Source organism: Klebsiella sp. BIGb0132 (assembly GCF_024810075.1).
GTDB lineage: Bacteria > Pseudomonadota > Gammaproteobacteria > Enterobacterales > Enterobacteriaceae > Klebsiella > Klebsiella terrigena.
Window position 1 is genome coordinate 910,317 of sequence record NZ_JANUDW010000001.1, and the last position, 16,218, is coordinate 926,534.

The following is a 16,218-nucleotide window of genomic DNA, read 5'->3' on the forward strand; positions in this document are numbered from 1 at the left end:
TGCTAAAAAGCGGTGCGGAAAAGTCCGCAAATCCACTATGGATAGACTATTTTTCGTGACGCGAATTATCAATCTCTTTCGCCGATCAAAGCTTAAGATTATGACAAAGCGCACATATTCTATGTCTTTTTGTTACAGCGTTAAATTTCGTAGATTTAGTACGGAAGTGTTTGCAAAATCAGGATAAAACGGGAAATGAAAACGCTTACAGCAGTTTTTTACGCGATAATCGCCGAGCGGCCAGGCGGGATATATTACAGGTTGTAAACAAGATTAATTCGCATCGCGAAAATAACCAGATTCGGCCGCGGAAGACGGAAATAAAAAACGCCGCGGGAGGCGGCGTTTTTGCTAACGAGGCGGGGACGCGGGCTTATGCGCCGATCTTCGCCCAGGTATCGCGCAGGCCAACGGTGCGGTTGAACACCAGACGGTCAGCGGTAGCATAGCGGCTGTCGAGGCAGAAGTAGCCTTCGCGCTCGAACTGCAGCGCCTTACCGGCCTGCGCCTGCGCCAGGCTCGGCTCGGCAAAGCCGTGCTTGATAACCAGCGATTCAGGGTTCATTACGGCAAGGAAGTCCTCTTCGGCGCCCGGATTCGGCACGCTGAACAGACGGTCGTACAGGCGAATTTCTACCGGCAGCGCGTGCGCCACGCTCACCCAATGGATAACGCCCTTGACCTTGCGGCCGTCAGCGGGATCTTTGCTCAGCGTATCGGCATCATAGGTGCAGAAGATGGTGGTGATATTGCCCTCTGCATCCTTCTCTACGCGCTCGGCTTTGATCACGTAGGCGTTGCGCAGGCGAACCTCTTTGCCCAGCACCAGACGCTTGTACTGCTTGTTGGCTTCCTCACGGAAGTCCGCGCGATCGATCCAGATTTCACCGCTGAACGGCACGTCGCGGCTGCCCATTTCCGGCTTGCTCGGATGATTCGGCATGGTCACATTTTCACTGCCGCCCTGCGGATAGTTTTCGATAACCAGTTTTACCGGATCGATAACGGCCATCGCGCGCGGGGCGTTTTCGTTGAGGTCTTCACGAATGCAGGATTCCAGCGACGCCATTTCAATGGTGTTGTCCTGTTTGGTCACGCCGATGCGCTTACAGAATTCGCGAATCGATTCGGCGGTATAGCCGCGGCGACGCAGGCCGGAAATCGTCGGCATACGCGGATCGTCCCAGCCCTCAACGTGCTTATCGGTGACCAGCAGGTTGAGCTTGCGCTTGGACATCACGGTATATTCGAGATTCAGGCGCGAGAATTCGTACTGGCGCGGGTGAACCGGGATGCTGATGTTATCCAGCACCCAATCGTACAGGCGACGGTTATCCTGGAACTCCAGGGTACACAGAGAGTGCGTAATACCTTCCAGCGCATCGCTGATGCAGTGGGTAAAGTCATACATCGGGTAGATGCACCACTTGCTGCCGGTCTGATGGTGATCGGCGAACTTAATGCGGTACAGCACCGGATCGCGCATGACGATAAACGGCGAGGCCATATCGATTTTCGCACGCAGGCAGGCTTTGCCTTCCGCAAAACCACCGGCGCGCATTTTTTCAAACAGCGCCAGGTTCTCTTCTACGCTGCGATCGCGGTACGGGCTGTTTTTGCCCGGCGCTTTCAGCGAGCCGCGGTATTCGCGGATCTCTTCCGCCGACAGCTCGTCGACGTAGGCCAGACCTTTATTGATCAGCTCAACGGCGTAGCTGTGCAGCTGATCGAAATAATCAGACGAGTAGCAAACTTTCCCGGACCAGTGGAAACCTAACCACTGCACGTCGTTTTTAATCGACTCAACGTATTCGATATCTTCTTTCACCGGGTTGGTGTCATCGAAGCGCAGGTTGCATTGGCCTTGATAATCCTGAGCAATGCCGAAGTTCAGGCAAATTGATTTCGCGTGGCCAATGTGCAGATAACCGTTCGGCTCCGGCGGGAAGCGCGTATGAACGGTGGTGTGCTTACCAGTAGCCAGATCTTCATCGATGATCTGACGAATAAAGTTAGTTGGGCGGGCTTCTGCCTCACTCATCGTGGGTTCCTCAAAGCGTAAACAACGTATAACGGGACATGATCTTACAAGCAGGACGTGGAGACAACTATTAGTTACTGAAAATACGTAACTGAAGGAGATTATGGGGGTCATTTGCTGCAAAAAAAAGCGGCGGAGGTTTCCCCCCGCCGCACAGGCATAAACTCTACTCAGGAGCCCTACTTGCCTTTAATCTCATACAGTGGCGTCTGGCCGGCGACAACTTTACCGCTCGCCTGAATCACCAGCGCGCTGTAATCGTCGCTGTTGCTGCAGACTACCGGGCTAATCATCGAGCGGGCGTTCGCGTTGAGGAAGTCCAGATCCATTTCCAGAATCGGCTGGCCTGCCTTCACTTCCGCGCCCTCTTCGACCAGGCGCTTGAAGCCCTGGCCGTTCAGCGCGACGGTATCAATGCCCATATGGACAACGATTTCCGCGCCGTTTTCCGTTTCCAGACAGAACGCGTGGTTGGTATTGAAGATCTTAACGATGGTACCCGCAGCCGGGGAGACCACTATCTTATCGGTCGGTTTCACCGCCACGCCGTCACCGACGGCTTTGCTGGCGAACGCTTCGTCCGGAACCTGCTCCAGCGCCACGATATCACCGGTAATCGGCGAAACCAGCGCGGCGATGGTTTTGGCGTTAGCCACGGCCTGCGGTTTTGCAGCCGCAGCGGCGACAGGCGCGCTGTCGGTTGCAGCGGCGGTGGCCGCTACCGGGCCGCGCGCAACCACTTTTTTCATCTCATCACCGACCGACTCTGCTTTCGCACCGACGATAACCTGGATGGTTTGTTTGTTCAGCTTAACCACGCCGGAAGCGCCAAGGCGTTTACAGGCCGCATCGTTAACGCGCGCGGAATCCGCAACGGTCAGACGCAGACGGGTAATACAGGCATCAATCGCTTTCAGGTTGTCAGTCCCGCCGACGGCCGCAATGTACTGCGTAGCCAGCTGGGTCAAACCCTCTTCGGTGTTGCTGTTGGCTTCAGAAGTCACCACGTCATCAGTTTTATCTTCACGACCCGGCGTTTTCAGGTTGAACATGCGGATTACCGCGGTGAACAGCAGGAAGTAGATGAAGAAGAACACCACGCCCATGACCAGCAGCATCCAGACGTTTTTGCTGGCTGCCGGCAGGCTGTACATCAGAACGTAGTCAATGGCCCCTGCGGAGAAGGAGAAGCCCGCATGGATACCCAGCGACGTGGCCACAAACAGGCTGATGCCGGTCAGGACAGCGTGCAGGAGGTACAGCAGCGGAGCCAGGAACATGAACAGGAATTCCAGCGGCTCGGTCACACCGGTCAGGAACGCGGTGATAGCCACGGACAGCAGCATACCGCCAACCATCGGACGACGCTCTTTCGGCGCAGCGAAGTACATCGCCAGCGCCGCACCCGGCAGACCAAACATCATGATCGGGAAGAAGCCGGACATGAACATCCCCGCGGTGCCGTCACCGGCGTAGAAGCGGTTGATGTCGCCGTGGAACACCGCGCCTGCGGCGTTGGTGAACTCACCGATCTGGAACCAGGCAATGGTGTTCAGCACCTGATGCAGGCCGGTTGGGATCAGCAGACGGTTGATGAAACCGAAGATACCGGAACCCAGCGCGCCCTCGGACACGATCCACTCGCCGCCGGCGTGAATAGCGTGCTGTACCGGAGGCCAGACGTAGCCGAAGATGGCCGCCAGCACCAGACAGAAGAAGCCGGTCGCGATAGGAACAAAACGTTTCCCGCCGAAGAAGCTCAGGAAGTCAGGCAGCTTGATGCCAGACCAGCGGTTATAGACGGCACCGGCAACCAGACCGGTAATGATCCCCGCCAGCACGCCCATGTTAATTTCTGGGTTGATGGTGACCATTGCTTTGGTTAATACGAAATAACCTACCGCACCGGCCAGCGCCGCCGCGCCGGCGCTGTCTTTAGACCAACTGGACGCCACGCCGATCGCAAAAATCAGCGCCAGGTTATCAAAGATTGCCCCGCCTGCCTGCGCGATAAACGGCACGTTAAGCAGATCGGGTTGACCGAATCGCAGCAGCAGCGCTGCGACGGGCAGCACGGCGATAGGGAGCTGTAACGCCCTACCTAGCCGCTGAAAAAAACCTAAAATATTCATCTTATTCCCCCTATGAGACCCCGATGAGGCTCACTCAAAGCCATTTTTTTATTGTGTAAAAAGGTCAGTTTTTTAACTTACCCGCAAAGTGTGTGAAAATTTAATTCGTATCGCAAATTAAACGCGTATTTTTTGTGACTATAATCACCAAATATCGTATTAACCCCTCCCCTGGACTGGCTAACAACGAAAACTTATTTTATCATTCAAAAAATCAACACGGATTGAGCCGGTCGGCGTAGTTACTGCAATACTCTTCATAGAGTACTGGCGCCAATCCGCCAGGTTCTAATTTAACTATAGAGGTGAAGAATGAGACTGATTCCCCTGGTAACAGCTGAACAAGTAGGTAAATGGGCTGCTCGCCACATCGTTAACCGCATCAATGCGTTCAAACCGACTGCGGACCGTCCGTTTGTACTGGGTCTGCCTACCGGTGGTACACCTCTTACCGCCTACAAAGCTCTGGTTGAGATGCACAAAGCGGGCCAGGTTAGCTTCGAACACATTGTCACTTTCAACATGGATGAGTACGTTGGCCTGCCGAAGGAGCATCCGGAGAGCTATCATAGCTTTATGCACCGCAACTTCTTTGATCACGTTGATATTCAGGCAGAAAACATTAACCTGCTCAACGGTAATGCGCCAGACATCGATGCAGAATGCCGCCGCTATGAAGAGAAAATCCGCTCCTACGGCAAAATTAACCTGTTTATGGGCGGCGTGGGTAACGACGGTCACATCGCGTTCAACGAGCCGGCTTCTTCTCTGGCTTCCCGTACCCGCATTAAAACTCTGACCCATGACACCCGCGTGGCAAACTCCCGCTTCTTCGACGGCGACGTTGACCTGGTGCCGAAATATGCGCTGACCGTGGGCGTTGGCACCCTGCTGGATGCCGAAGAGGTGATGATTCTGGTGCTGGGCCATCAGAAAGCGCTGGCGCTGCAGGCGGCGGTAGAAGGCAACGTCAACCACATGTGGACCATCACCTGTCTGCAGCTGCACCCGAAAGCCGTGGTGGTTTGCGACGAGCCGTCCACTATGGAACTGAAAGTGAAGACGCTGAAATACTTCAACGAATTAGAAGCCGAAAACGTCAAAGGGCTGTAATCTGGTCCCGTCCTGCGGCTACCCCCGCGGGACATTTCTTTTTTTTGATGCACGCCATCATTCAGCCGGCAGCAAAACGGTCAGTTAACGGTCTGCTCATCAGGCCGGCTTGAAGAAAAGCGTGCGTAAACCGGGGGTCGTATGTATGCATTAACCCAAGGCCGGATCTATACCGGTCATGAAATTCTGGATGACCATGCGATAGTTATCGCTGATGGCCTTATCGAACGGATCTGTTCACTGGCTGATTTACCGTCCGGGATTGAGCAACGCTCGGTCAACGGCGCCGTTCTCGCCCCCGGTTTTATCGACGTCCAGCTGAACGGCTGCGGCGGCGTGCAGTTTAACGACAGCCCGGATGCGGTGACCGTCGAAACGCTGGAAATTATGCAGAAGGCCAACGAACGCTCCGGCTGCACCAGCTACCTGCCAACGCTTATTACCTCCAGCGACGATCTGATGAAACAGGGCGTGCGCGTCATGCGCGAGTACCTGCAAAAGTATCCTAACCAGGCGCTGGGCCTGCATCTTGAAGGTCCGTGGCTGAACATCGTCAAAAAAGGGACCCACAACCCGGACTACGTGCGTAAACCGGACGCCGCGCTGGTGGAGTTCCTGTGCGAAAATGCCGATGTCATCACCAAGGTGACCCTTGCGCCGGAGCGCGTCGGCCCAGAAGTGATTCGCCAGCTGGTCAACGCCGGGATTATCGTCTCCGCAGGGCACTCCAACGCCACCCTCAAGGAAGCCAAAATCGGTTTCCGCGCGGGCATCACTTTCGCAACCCATCTTTATAACGCCATGCCGTATATTACCGGACGCGAGCCGGGCCTGGCGGGCGCTATTTTTGACGAGCCGGACGTTTACTGCGGTATTATCGTCGACGGTATGCACGTTGATTATGCTAACGTACGCAATGCGAAGCGCCTGAAGGGCGACAAGCTTTGCCTCGTGACCGATGCCACTGCGCCGGCGGGTGCCAATATTGAGCAGTTCATTTTTGCTGGTAAAACAATATACTACCGTAACGGACTGTGCGTAGATGAAAACGGTACCCTCAGTGGTTCTTCGCTGACCATGATTGAAGGCGTGCGTAATCTCGTTGAACATTGCGGTATCGCGCTGGAAGAAGTGTTGCGTATGGCAACCCTCTACCCTGCGCGTGCCATTGGCGTGGAAAAGCAGCTCGGCAGCATCGCGCCGGGAATGGTCGCTAACCTGACCGCCTTTACCCGCGACTATAAAATCATCAAGACCATCGTTAATGGTAACGAGGTCGTCACTGAGTAAGTAAAAGTATGACAGCAGGCGGACATGCTCAAATTGGTAACGTTGATCTCGTAAAACAGCTGAACAGCGCGGCCGTATACCGCCTGATTGACCAGCATGGCCCCATCTCGCGCATTCAGATCGCGGAACAAAGCCAGCTTGCCCCTGCCAGCGTGACGAAAATCACGCGTCAACTGATTGAACGCGGGCTGATCAAAGAAGTCGATCAGCAGGCCTCCACCGGAGGCCGCCGCGCTATCTCCATTATTGCCGAGACCCGCAGCTTCCAGGCCATTGGCATACGCCTTGGCCGCCACGACGCCACCCTGACCCTGTACGATTTAAGCAGCAAGACGCTGGAAGAGGAGCACTTCCCGCTGCCGGAGCGCACTCAGGAAACCCTCGAGCACGCGCTGCTGAACATCATCGCCGCCTTTAGCGAACGCTGCCAGCGCAAGATCCGTGAGCTCATCGCTATTTCGGTCATTTTACCCGGTCTTGTCGATCCGGAAAGCGGCGTCATTCGCTACATGCCGCATATTCAGGTTGAGAACTGGGGCCTGGTAGAGGCGCTGGAAAAACGCTTTAAAGTGACCTGTTTTGTCGGCCATGATATCCGCAGCCTGGCGCTGGCGGAGCACTACTTTGGCGCAAGTCAGGACTGCGAAGACTCTATTCTGGTGCGCGTCCATCGCGGCACTGGGGCGGGAATTATCTCCAACGGCCGCATTTTTATCGGCCGCAACGGTAACGTGGGTGAGATAGGCCACATCCAGGTCGACCCGCTCGGCGAGCGCTGCCACTGCGGCAACTTCGGCTGCCTGGAGACCGTCGCCGCCAATGCGGCCATCGAACAGCGGGTGCGCCATCTGCTGGAACAGGGCTACCAGAGTCGCCTTAGCGTGGACGAGTGCAATATTAAAGCCATCTGCAAAGCCGCCAATAAGGGCGATACCCTGGCCTGCGAGGTTATCGAACACGTCGGCCGCCACCTGGGAAAAACCATTGCCATCGCCATTAACCTGTTCAATCCGCAGAAGGTGGTGATCGCCGGCGAAATCATCGAAGCAGAAAAGGTTTTGCTCCCGGCTATCGAAGGCTGCATTAACGCCCAGGCGCTAAAAGCGTTTCGCAAAAATCTGCCGGTGGTGCGATCCACGCTCGATCATCGTTCGGCGATCGGCGCCTTTGCGCTGGTAAAACGCGCGATGCTCAACGGGATCCTGCTCCAGCGCCTGCTGGAAAGTTAGCCTGTTTTTTGTTCACCCATTTGTGCCTTTCTTCAACGATGTCGGACTGTCCATGACCATTCAAAACGTAATTTGTGATATTGACGGCGTGCTGATGCACGACAATGTGGCCGTACCGGGCGCTGCGGAATTTATCAAACGCATTCTCGAAAAAGAGATGCCGCTGGTGATGTTGACCAACTATCCGTCTCAGACCGGCCAGGACCTGGCCAACCGCTTCGCCACGGCGGGCATTGACGTCCCGGATAGCGCCTTTTACACCTCAGCCATGGCGACCGCCGACTTTCTGCGCCGTCAGGAGGGGAAAAAAGCCTACGTGGTGGGCGAAGGCGCGCTGATCCACGAGCTTTATAAGGCGGGCTTCACCATCACCGACGTCAACCCGGATTTTGTCATCGTCGGCGAGACCCGCTCCTTTAACTGGGAGATGATGCACAAGGCGGCCTTCTTTGTAGCAAACGGCGCGCGCTTTATTGCCACCAATCCGGACACCCACGGCCGCGGCTTCTACCCGGCCTGCGGCGCGCTGTGCGCGGGGATTGAGAAGATCTCCGGCCGCAAGCCGTTTTACGTCGGCAAGCCGAGCCCGTGGATTATCCGCTCCGCGCTGAACAAGATGCAGGCCCACTCCGAGCAAACCGTCATCGTCGGAGATAACCTGCGTACCGATATTCTGGCGGGCTTCCAGGCCGGCCTGGAAACGATCCTCGTGCTCTCCGGCGTCTCGACGCTCGACGACATCGACAGCCTGCCGTTCCGACCGTCGTGGATCTATCCGTCGGTGGCCGAAATCGATATTTTCTAAGCCAAACCACGTCCCGGGACGTGGTTTTTCATTTTTCGCCCTCAATGAAAAGCCTCCATCTAATGAAAGCGGCTTATTTTTGAATATCCGTCAATAAAGTCGCTCAAAACATGTTCTTTTTTTAATATTCAACAATCACAATTGCGTTTTTTCCTGTTGCCCCCGTAAATCCCTTGCACCGCCCTCTCCTTTGCGGCATTTTCTTAAACACGCACTAAGACCTCGCAACAAGACGACGTCTGCACAACATCAAATACGACAGGGTAACGGAGAAGGCTATGTGTTCAATTTTCGGCGTACTGGATATTAAAACTGACGCGGTAGAACTGCGTAAAAAGGCACTGGAGCTTTCCCGCCTGATGCGCCACCGCGGGCCGGACTGGTCCGGCGTCTACGCCAGCGATAAAGCCATTCTGGTCCATGAACGTCTCTCTATCGTTGACGTTAACGCCGGCGCTCAGCCGCTGTATAACCAACAAAAAACCCACGCCCTGGCGGTGAACGGTGAAATTTATAACCACCAGGCGCTGCGCGCAGAATACGGCGACCGCTATGCCTTCCAGACCGGTTCAGACTGCGAAGTCATCCTCGCCCTGTATCAGGAAAAAGGCCCGGCCTTCCTTGACGATCTGCAGGGCATGTTTGCCTTCGCGCTGTACGACAGCGAGCAGGATGCTTACCTGATCGGCCGCGACCATATCGGCATCATTCCGCTGTATATGGGTCACGACGAACACGGTAACTTCTACGTCGCATCAGAAATGAAGGCGCTGGTTCCGGTGTGCCGCACCATTAAAGAGTTCCCGGCCGGCAGCTACCTGTGGAGCAAAGATGGCGAAATCCGCGAGTATTACCAGCGCGACTGGTTTGATTACGACGCGGTAAAAGACAACGTGACCGATAAAAACGAGCTGCGTCAAGCGCTGGAAGAGTCGGTGAAAAGCCACCTGATGTCCGACGTTCCTTACGGCGTGCTGCTTTCCGGCGGCCTGGACTCTTCGGTCATCTCCGCAATCACCAAAAAGTTTGCCGCCCGTCGCGTTGAAGATCAGGAGCGTAGTGAAGCCTGGTGGCCGCAGCTGCACTCCTTTGCCGTCGGCCTGGTCGGATCGCCGGATCTGAAAGCCGCGCAGGAAGTGGCAAACCATCTGGGCACCGTGCACCACGAGATCCACTTCACCGTGCAGGAAGGTCTCGACGCCATTCGCGACGTGATTTATCACATCGAAACTTACGACGTGACCACCATCCGTGCGTCGACCCCGATGTACCTGATGTCCCGTAAAATCAAAGCGATGGGCATCAAAATGGTGCTGTCAGGCGAAGGTTCTGATGAGGTCTTTGGCGGCTATCTCTATTTCCACAAAGCGCCAAACGCCAAAGAGCTGCATGAAGAAACCGTGCGCAAACTGCAGGCGCTGCATATGTTTGACTGCGCCCGTGCGAACAAAGCGATGTCCGCGTGGGGCGTCGAAGCCCGCGTGCCGTTCCTCGACAAGCAGTTCCTCGACGTCGCTATGCGCATCAACCCGCAGGATAAGATGTGCGGCAACGGCAAAATGGAAAAGCATATCCTGCGCGAATGCTTTGAATCCTACCTGCCGGCAAGCGTGGCGTGGCGCCAGAAGGAGCAGTTCTCAGACGGCGTTGGCTACAGCTGGATCGATACGCTGAAAGAAGTGGCGGCCGGGCAGATTTCCGATCAGCAGCTGGAAACCGCCGCCTTCCGCTTCCCGTACAACACGCCGTCGTCGAAAGAGGCGTATCTGTACCGTGAAATCTTCGAAGAGCTGTTCCCGCTGCCGAGCGCCGCGGAGTGTGTCCCCGGTGGCCCGTCAGTCGCCTGCTCTTCGGCTAAAGCGATCGAATGGGATGAAACGTTCAAAACCATGAACGATCCGTCAGGACGCGCGGTAGGCGTGCACCAGTCGGCCTATAAATAATCGAGTCAGACGACAAACGGACCCCGCGGGGTCCGTTTTTTTATGTCTTTATTTACGGGTTAAAAGCGATAAATAACCAATAATTGCCGATTATTACACCACGCTGCTCGCAACCTAACCAAACAGTCACATTCCAGCGATTTTCCTTGAAAAAGAGGTTGACGCTCGCAGGCCCAATACGCATAATGCGCCCCGCAACGCCGATAAGGTAACGCGAAAAAAAAGATGGCTACGTAGCTCAGCTGGTTAGAGCACATCACTCATAATGATGGGGTCACAGGTTCGAATCCCGTCGTAGCCACCATCTTTTTTTTGCGGGAGTGGCGAAATTGGTAGACGCACCAGATTTAGGTTCTGGCGCCGCAAGGTGTGCGAGTTCAAGTCTCGCCTCCCGCACCATTCACCGAAAGCGTTGCACGGATGGGGTATCGCCAAGCGGTAAGGCACCGGTTTTTGATACCGGCATTCCCTGGTTCGAATCCAGGTACCCCAGCCATATTTCTTCGAGGTTAGCGGTTCACCGCGACGGTTATTGGGGTATCGCCAAGCGGTAAGGCACCGGTTTTTGATACCGGCATTCCCTGGTTCGAATCCAGGTACCCCAGCCATCGAAGAATGTGATAAGATTTGGCTACGTAGCTCAGCTGGTTAGAGCACATCACTCATAATGATGGGGTCACAGGTTCGAATCCCGTCGTAGCCACCATATAAAGGAATTATTGATTCAGTTCGATAAATCCAAAAAAATTGTTGGGGTATCGCCAAGCGGTAAGGCTCTGGTTTCTGATACCAGCATTCCGAGGTTCGAATCCTCGTACCCCAGCCAATTTAAAAAAGTCGTTCACTTGTGAGCGCACCCGTTGGGGTATCGCCAAGCGGTAAGGCTCTGGTTTCTGATACCAGCATTCCGAGGTTCGAATCCTCGTACCCCAGCCACTTAGTAACAAAAAAGCTCGCTTCGGCGAGCTTTTTTGTTTTTGTCGTCCGCCACTTTCAGCGCACGCTCATACCAACGCGACTCCCCGGCTTAGCCTGGCGCGGGCCGGGGAAGCTCTTAGCTACAGCCCCAGCGCGTACTTCAGCGCCTGACGCTTTAAAATACCCGCCCGCGCCGCCGCCATCAGGCCGATATTGCGCAGCGCGCGCACCGGCGCCAGATCGTTGCTGAAGCCAACGTAAAACAGATCCATCCCCGACTGCATAATGAAATTATCGGTTCTGCGCCGCGTCTGATAGCGTTTGAGCACCGGCAGGCTGTCCCACTCTTCACCGCGATCCCGCGCGCGCGTTAAGACATCCAGCAGCGCATCGACGTCGCGATAGCCGAGATTCACTCCCTGCCCCGCCAGTGGATGAATGGTGTGCGCCGCGTCGCCCACCAGCGCCAGCCCCGGCTGCACGTACTGCAGCGCGTGGCGGCGGGTCAGCGGAAACGCGCCGGCGCTTAGCGGCGTGACCTCACCGCAGCGCGACGGAAAGTGGCGCCCGATCTCCTGCTGGAGCTGCGCCATGCTCATCCCCTGCAGCTGACGAATTCGCGCGGGGGTGTCGTACCAGACCAGCGAGGCCCAGCGATCGAACAGCGGCAGAAACGCGCGCGGTCCGGAGGGCGTAAACTGTTGCCAGGTGCTGTCGCCGGGATCGTCGGCGCACTGGACGCTAATCAACATGCAGGATTGCTGGTACTGCCACGCCTGTACGCCAATCCCGGCCAGCCGACGCACCTCGGAGTTTGCGCCGTCGGCGCCAATAACCAGCCGGGCCGCACACTCGCTGCCGTCGCTCAGGCACAATAGCGTATGCGCAGATTCACGCTGCAGCGCCTGCAGCGAAACGCCAACCCGCAGCGTAACCTGCTCATGCGCCTCCAGCGCCTGCCACAGAGCCAGCTGCAGCACGTTATTCTCCACCATATAGCCCAGCTCAGAGAGCGCCAGCTCCGCGGCGTCGAAGGAGACGTGGGCCGCTTCCCACTCCCATGTCTCCAGCCGACGATACGGATGCACGCGCATCGCGCGCATCGTCTCCCAGACGCCGAGGCTTTTTAACAGCCCGACGGAAGAAGAGCCGATCGCCGAAATGCGCACGTCCGGCGGCTGCGTCGGGTCAAAAGCCGCCGGCGCGGCCTTCTCGATGACCGTTACCGTAAAACCGTGCTGTGCCAGCCCTAGCGCCAGGGCGCCGCCGACCATTCCACCGCCAATAATGGCGACATCCGTTGCGTGAGTTGTCATGGCAATTATCCTTAAAACCTCAATCCATTCAGTTTACCGGATTTTCAGGCGCCCTGCGGTGATTACGCTCGCGCTGGTCAGGGCACCCCCAAAGCATTACAATGTGCCCCCTGCAATCCTGGCTATACTCGTCGTTTTTCAAATTGCAGGTGCCCTGGCTGCACCCGCTCGCCCCAGTCGCATAGCGACCTATGATGCTGGGACCTCCCGGGCCTGCCGCCTGCAATTCGAAATTCATAGAGCGTCTGTACCCGTCATTTTGGATATCTATAATTGAGCATGAGCATGTCGATGACAAAAAAACTCCATATTAAAACCTGGGGCTGTCAGATGAACGAATACGATTCATCAAAGATGGCCGATCTGCTGGATGCCACGCACGGGTATCAGCTCACTGAAATCGCGGAAGAAGCGGACGTCCTGCTGCTCAATACCTGCTCAATTCGCGAGAAGGCCCAGGAAAAAGTCTTCCACCAGCTGGGCCGCTGGAAATTACTGAAAGAAAAAAATCCCAACCTGATTATCGGCGTCGGCGGCTGCGTCGCCTCGCAGGAGGGCAAGCTCATCCGTCAGCGCGCCCACTACGTCGATATTATTTTTGGCCCGCAGACGCTCCATCGCCTGCCGGAAATGATTAACTCGGTGCGCGGCAACCGCCGGCCGGTGGTTGACGTCAGCTTCCCGGAGATCGAAAAGTTTGACCGCCTGCCAGAACCCCGCGCCGACGGGCCAACCGCGTTCGTCTCGATTATGGAAGGCTGCAACAAATACTGTACCTACTGCGTGGTGCCCTATACCCGCGGTGAAGAGGTCAGCCGTCCTTCTGATGATATCCTGTTCGAGATTGCCCAACTGGCGGCTCAGGGCGTCCGCGAGGTCAACCTGCTGGGGCAGAACGTTAACGCCTGGCGCGGCGAAAACTACGACGGCACCACCGGCAGCTTTGCCGATCTGCTGCGTCTGGTGGCGGCGATCGACGGGATCGACCGCATTCGCTTTACCACCAGCCACCCGATTGAATTTACCGATGACATTATTGACGTCTATCGCGACACCCCGGAGCTGGTAAGCTTCCTGCATCTGCCGGTACAGAGCGGCTCTGACCGCGTGCTGAACCTGATGGGACGCACCCACACGGCGCTGGAATATAAAGGCATCGTGCGCAAGCTGTACGAAGCGCGGCCAAATATCCAGATAAGCTCCGACTTTATCGTCGGCTTCCCCGGTGAAACCAACGACGATTTCGAGAAGACCATGAAGCTGATTGCCGACGTGAATCTCGACGTCAGCTACAGCTTTGTCTTCTCCGCGCGCCCGGGCACGCCGGCGGCGGATATGGTCGACGACGTCCCGGAAAAAGATAAGAAACAGCGCCTCTATATTCTGCAGGAGCGCATCAACCAGCAGGCGATGGCCTGGAGCCGCCGGATGCTCGGCACCACCCAGCGTATTCTGGTCGAAGGCACCTCCCGCAAGAGCATTATGGAGCTCACCGGGCGCACCGAAAATAACCGGGTCGTCAACTTCGAAGGGACGCCGGATATGGTCGGCAAGTTTGTCGACGTCGAGATCGTCGACGTCTATACCAACTCGCTGCGCGGAAAAATCGTGCGTACCGAAGAGGAGATGGGCCTGCGCATTGTGGAATCACCGCAATCGGTTATCGCGCGGACCCGCAAAGAAAACGATTCGGGCGCCACGCTTTATCAGCCTTAATCCGTTCAGGCCTGCCGGCTCCGGCAGGCCTTGTATTTCCTCTCCCGGACCCAATATTCATAGCAATGCTTGCGCCATATTCCCGTGACGTGAATAATTTCCTTACCCGCCGGGGTATCGCCTGCAAGATGGCGGCTATACCCGTTTATCGCCCGGCAAAACGCAGATAAGAGGAACAGCTTGAACACAGAAACTCGCGAAATCACCCTGGAACCAGCGGACAACGCACGCCTGCTTGGGCTGTGCGGCCCGTTTGACGACAACATCAAACAGCTTGAGCGCCGGTTGGGCATCGAAATCAACCGCCGTGACAATCACTTTAAGCTGACCGGACGCCCAATATGCGTCAACGCGGCGGCGGATATTCTGCGCAGCCTGTACGTCGATACCGCCCCCATGCGCGGGCAGATTAACGATATCGAGCCGGAGCAGATTCACCTTGCCATCAAAGAGGCCCGCGTGCTCGAGCAGAGCGCCGAGAGCGTCCCGGAGTACGGCAAGGCCATTAATATCAAGACCAAGCGCGGCGTGATTAAGCCCCGCACGCCAAACCAGGCGCAGTACGTCGCCAACATCCTCGACCACGATATCACCTTCGGGGTTGGCCCTGCCGGCACCGGGAAAACCTATCTGGCGGTTGCCGCCGCGGTCGATGCCCTGGAGCGTCAGGACGTGCGCCGTATTCTGCTGACCCGCCCCGCCGTTGAGGCCGGTGAGAAGCTGGGCTTCCTGCCGGGGGATCTGAGCCAGAAGGTCGATCCCTACCTGCGCCCGCTGTACGACGCGCTGTTCGAAATGATGGGCTTTGAGAAAGTTGAGAAGCTGATCGAGCGCAACGTGATTGAAGTCGCGCCGCTGGCCTATATGCGCGGCCGAACGCTGAACGACGCCTTTATCATTCTCGATGAGAGCCAGAACACCACCATCGAGCAGATGAAGATGTTCCTGACCCGTATCGGTTTTAACTCTAAAGCGGTGATAACCGGCGACGTCACCCAGATTGACCTGCCGCGCAGCACCAAATCTGGCCTGCGTCACGCTATCGAAGTGCTGGCGGAAGTCGATGAAATCAGCTTCAACTTCTTCAATAGCGAAGACGTCGTGCGCCACCCGGTGGTGGCCCGCATCGTTAACGCCTATGAGGCGTGGGAAGAGGCGGATCAAAAACGTAAAGCAGAACTGGCCGCCGAGCGCAAACGCGAAGCCCAGGAACAGGAGCAAAAATGAGTCAGGTTATTCTCGATTTACAGCTGGCTTGCGAAGAGAACGGCGGGCTGCCGGATGAAGCGCAGTTTCAGCGCTGGCTGGATGCCGTGATCCCTCAGTTCCAGGAAGAGTCGGAAGTGACCGTTCGCCTGGTAGACGAAGCCGAGAGCCACGAGCTAAATCTGACCTATCGCGGCAAGGATAAGCCGACTAACGTGCTGTCATTCCCCTTCGAAGCCCCGCCGGGCATCGAGCTGCCGCTGCTCGGTGATTTGATCATCTGCCGCCAGGTGGTTGAGCAGGAAGCGAAAGAGCAGGAAAAACCGCTGGAAGCGCACTGGGCGCATATGGTTATTCACGGCAGCCTGCACCTGCTGGGCTATGACCACATCGTTGATGAAGAAGCGGAAGAGATGGAAAGCCTCGAAACAGAGATAATGCTTGCTCTGGGCTATGAGGATCCGTACATTGCCGAGAAGGAATAACCTGCCGCCGGCTTTGCCGGCGAC

Annotated in this window: 11 protein-coding genes and 7 tRNA genes; 15 read left to right on the forward strand and 3 right to left on the reverse strand. The window is 56.3% G+C overall.

What is annotated here, in order from left to right:
• Positions 1-373: 373 nt before the first annotated feature.
• Positions 374-2,041, reverse strand: coding sequence for a glutamine--tRNA ligase (gene glnS / locus M2416_RS04210; protein WP_259222281.1), 1,668 nt, complete (start codon positions 2,039-2,041; stop codon positions 374-376).
• 179 nt (positions 2,042-2,220) lie between these two features.
• Positions 2,221-4,173, reverse strand: coding sequence for a PTS N-acetyl glucosamine transporter subunit IIABC (nagE, locus tag M2416_RS04215; RefSeq protein WP_076944936.1), 1,953 nt, complete (start codon positions 4,171-4,173; stop codon positions 2,221-2,223).
• A gap of 312 nt (positions 4,174-4,485) precedes the next feature.
• Between nagE and nagB the strand changes: the two genes are divergently transcribed.
• From nagB to M2416_RS04275, 12 genes are all read left to right on the forward strand, one after another.
• Positions 4,486-5,286 carry a glucosamine-6-phosphate deaminase gene (gene nagB / locus M2416_RS04220; RefSeq protein ID WP_259222283.1) on the forward strand — a complete coding sequence of 267 codons (801 nt, stop codon included), beginning with the start codon at positions 4,486-4,488 and terminating at the stop codon, positions 5,284-5,286.
• Between the two features lie 141 nt (positions 5,287-5,427).
• A complete protein-coding gene (gene nagA, locus M2416_RS04225) occupies positions 5,428-6,576 on the forward strand; it encodes an N-acetylglucosamine-6-phosphate deacetylase (RefSeq protein WP_076944935.1) in 1,149 nt (382 codons plus the stop codon).
• Between the two features lie 8 nt (positions 6,577-6,584).
• Positions 6,585-7,805 (forward strand): DNA-binding transcriptional regulator NagC, encoded by a 1,221-nt coding sequence (gene nagC / locus M2416_RS04230; RefSeq protein WP_123707013.1) that lies wholly within the window; start codon positions 6,585-6,587, stop codon positions 7,803-7,805.
• A 52-nt stretch (positions 7,806-7,857) separates the two neighbouring features.
• Positions 7,858-8,610, forward strand: coding sequence for an HAD-IIA family hydrolase (locus tag M2416_RS04235; RefSeq protein ID WP_041147548.1), 753 nt, complete (start codon positions 7,858-7,860; stop codon positions 8,608-8,610).
• A gap of 278 nt (positions 8,611-8,888) precedes the next feature.
• A complete protein-coding gene (asnB, locus tag M2416_RS04240) occupies positions 8,889-10,553 on the forward strand; it encodes an asparagine synthase B (protein ID WP_041144597.1) in 1,665 nt (554 codons plus the stop codon).
• Between the two features lie 227 nt (positions 10,554-10,780).
• A tRNA-Met gene (locus M2416_RS04245) sits at positions 10,781-10,857 on the forward strand.
• Positions 10,858-10,867: 10 nt separating this feature from the next.
• A tRNA-Leu gene (locus M2416_RS04250) sits at positions 10,868-10,952 on the forward strand.
• A 22-nt stretch (positions 10,953-10,974) separates the two neighbouring features.
• Positions 10,975-11,049 (forward strand) — tRNA-Gln (locus tag M2416_RS04255).
• A 37-nt stretch (positions 11,050-11,086) separates the two neighbouring features.
• A tRNA-Gln gene (locus M2416_RS04260) sits at positions 11,087-11,161 on the forward strand.
• 21 nt (positions 11,162-11,182) lie between these two features.
• Positions 11,183-11,259, forward strand: a tRNA-Met gene (locus tag M2416_RS04265).
• A gap of 45 nt (positions 11,260-11,304) precedes the next feature.
• Positions 11,305-11,379 (forward strand) — tRNA-Gln (locus tag M2416_RS04270).
• Positions 11,380-11,414: 35 nt separating this feature from the next.
• A tRNA-Gln gene (locus M2416_RS04275) sits at positions 11,415-11,489 on the forward strand.
• A 122-nt stretch (positions 11,490-11,611) separates the two neighbouring features.
• Here M2416_RS04275 and ubiF read toward each other — a convergent pair.
• Positions 11,612-12,787: a 3-demethoxyubiquinol 3-hydroxylase gene (gene ubiF, locus M2416_RS04280; RefSeq protein ID WP_076944933.1), complete on the reverse strand. Its 1,176-nt coding sequence runs from the start codon at positions 12,785-12,787 to the stop codon at positions 11,612-11,614.
• Between the two features lie 291 nt (positions 12,788-13,078).
• Between ubiF and miaB the strand changes: the two genes are divergently transcribed.
• The 3 genes from miaB to ybeY all read left to right on the forward strand — a co-directional run bounded on the left by miaB (position 13,079) and on the right by ybeY (position 16,194).
• Positions 13,079-14,503 (forward strand): tRNA (N6-isopentenyl adenosine(37)-C2)-methylthiotransferase MiaB, encoded by a 1,425-nt coding sequence (gene miaB / locus M2416_RS04285; RefSeq protein ID WP_041144595.1) that lies wholly within the window; start codon positions 13,079-13,081, stop codon positions 14,501-14,503.
• A gap of 180 nt (positions 14,504-14,683) precedes the next feature.
• On the forward strand, positions 14,684-15,730 hold the full coding sequence (locus tag M2416_RS04290) for a PhoH family protein (protein WP_041144594.1): 1,047 nt from the start codon (positions 14,684-14,686) through the stop codon (positions 15,728-15,730).
• Positions 15,727-16,194 carry an rRNA maturation RNase YbeY gene (gene ybeY / locus M2416_RS04295; protein WP_041144593.1) on the forward strand — a complete coding sequence of 156 codons (468 nt, stop codon included), beginning with the start codon at positions 15,727-15,729 and terminating at the stop codon, positions 16,192-16,194. The genes M2416_RS04290 and ybeY overlap by 4 nt, the downstream gene beginning before the upstream one ends.
• The last annotated feature ends 24 nt before the right edge of the window (positions 16,195-16,218 follow it).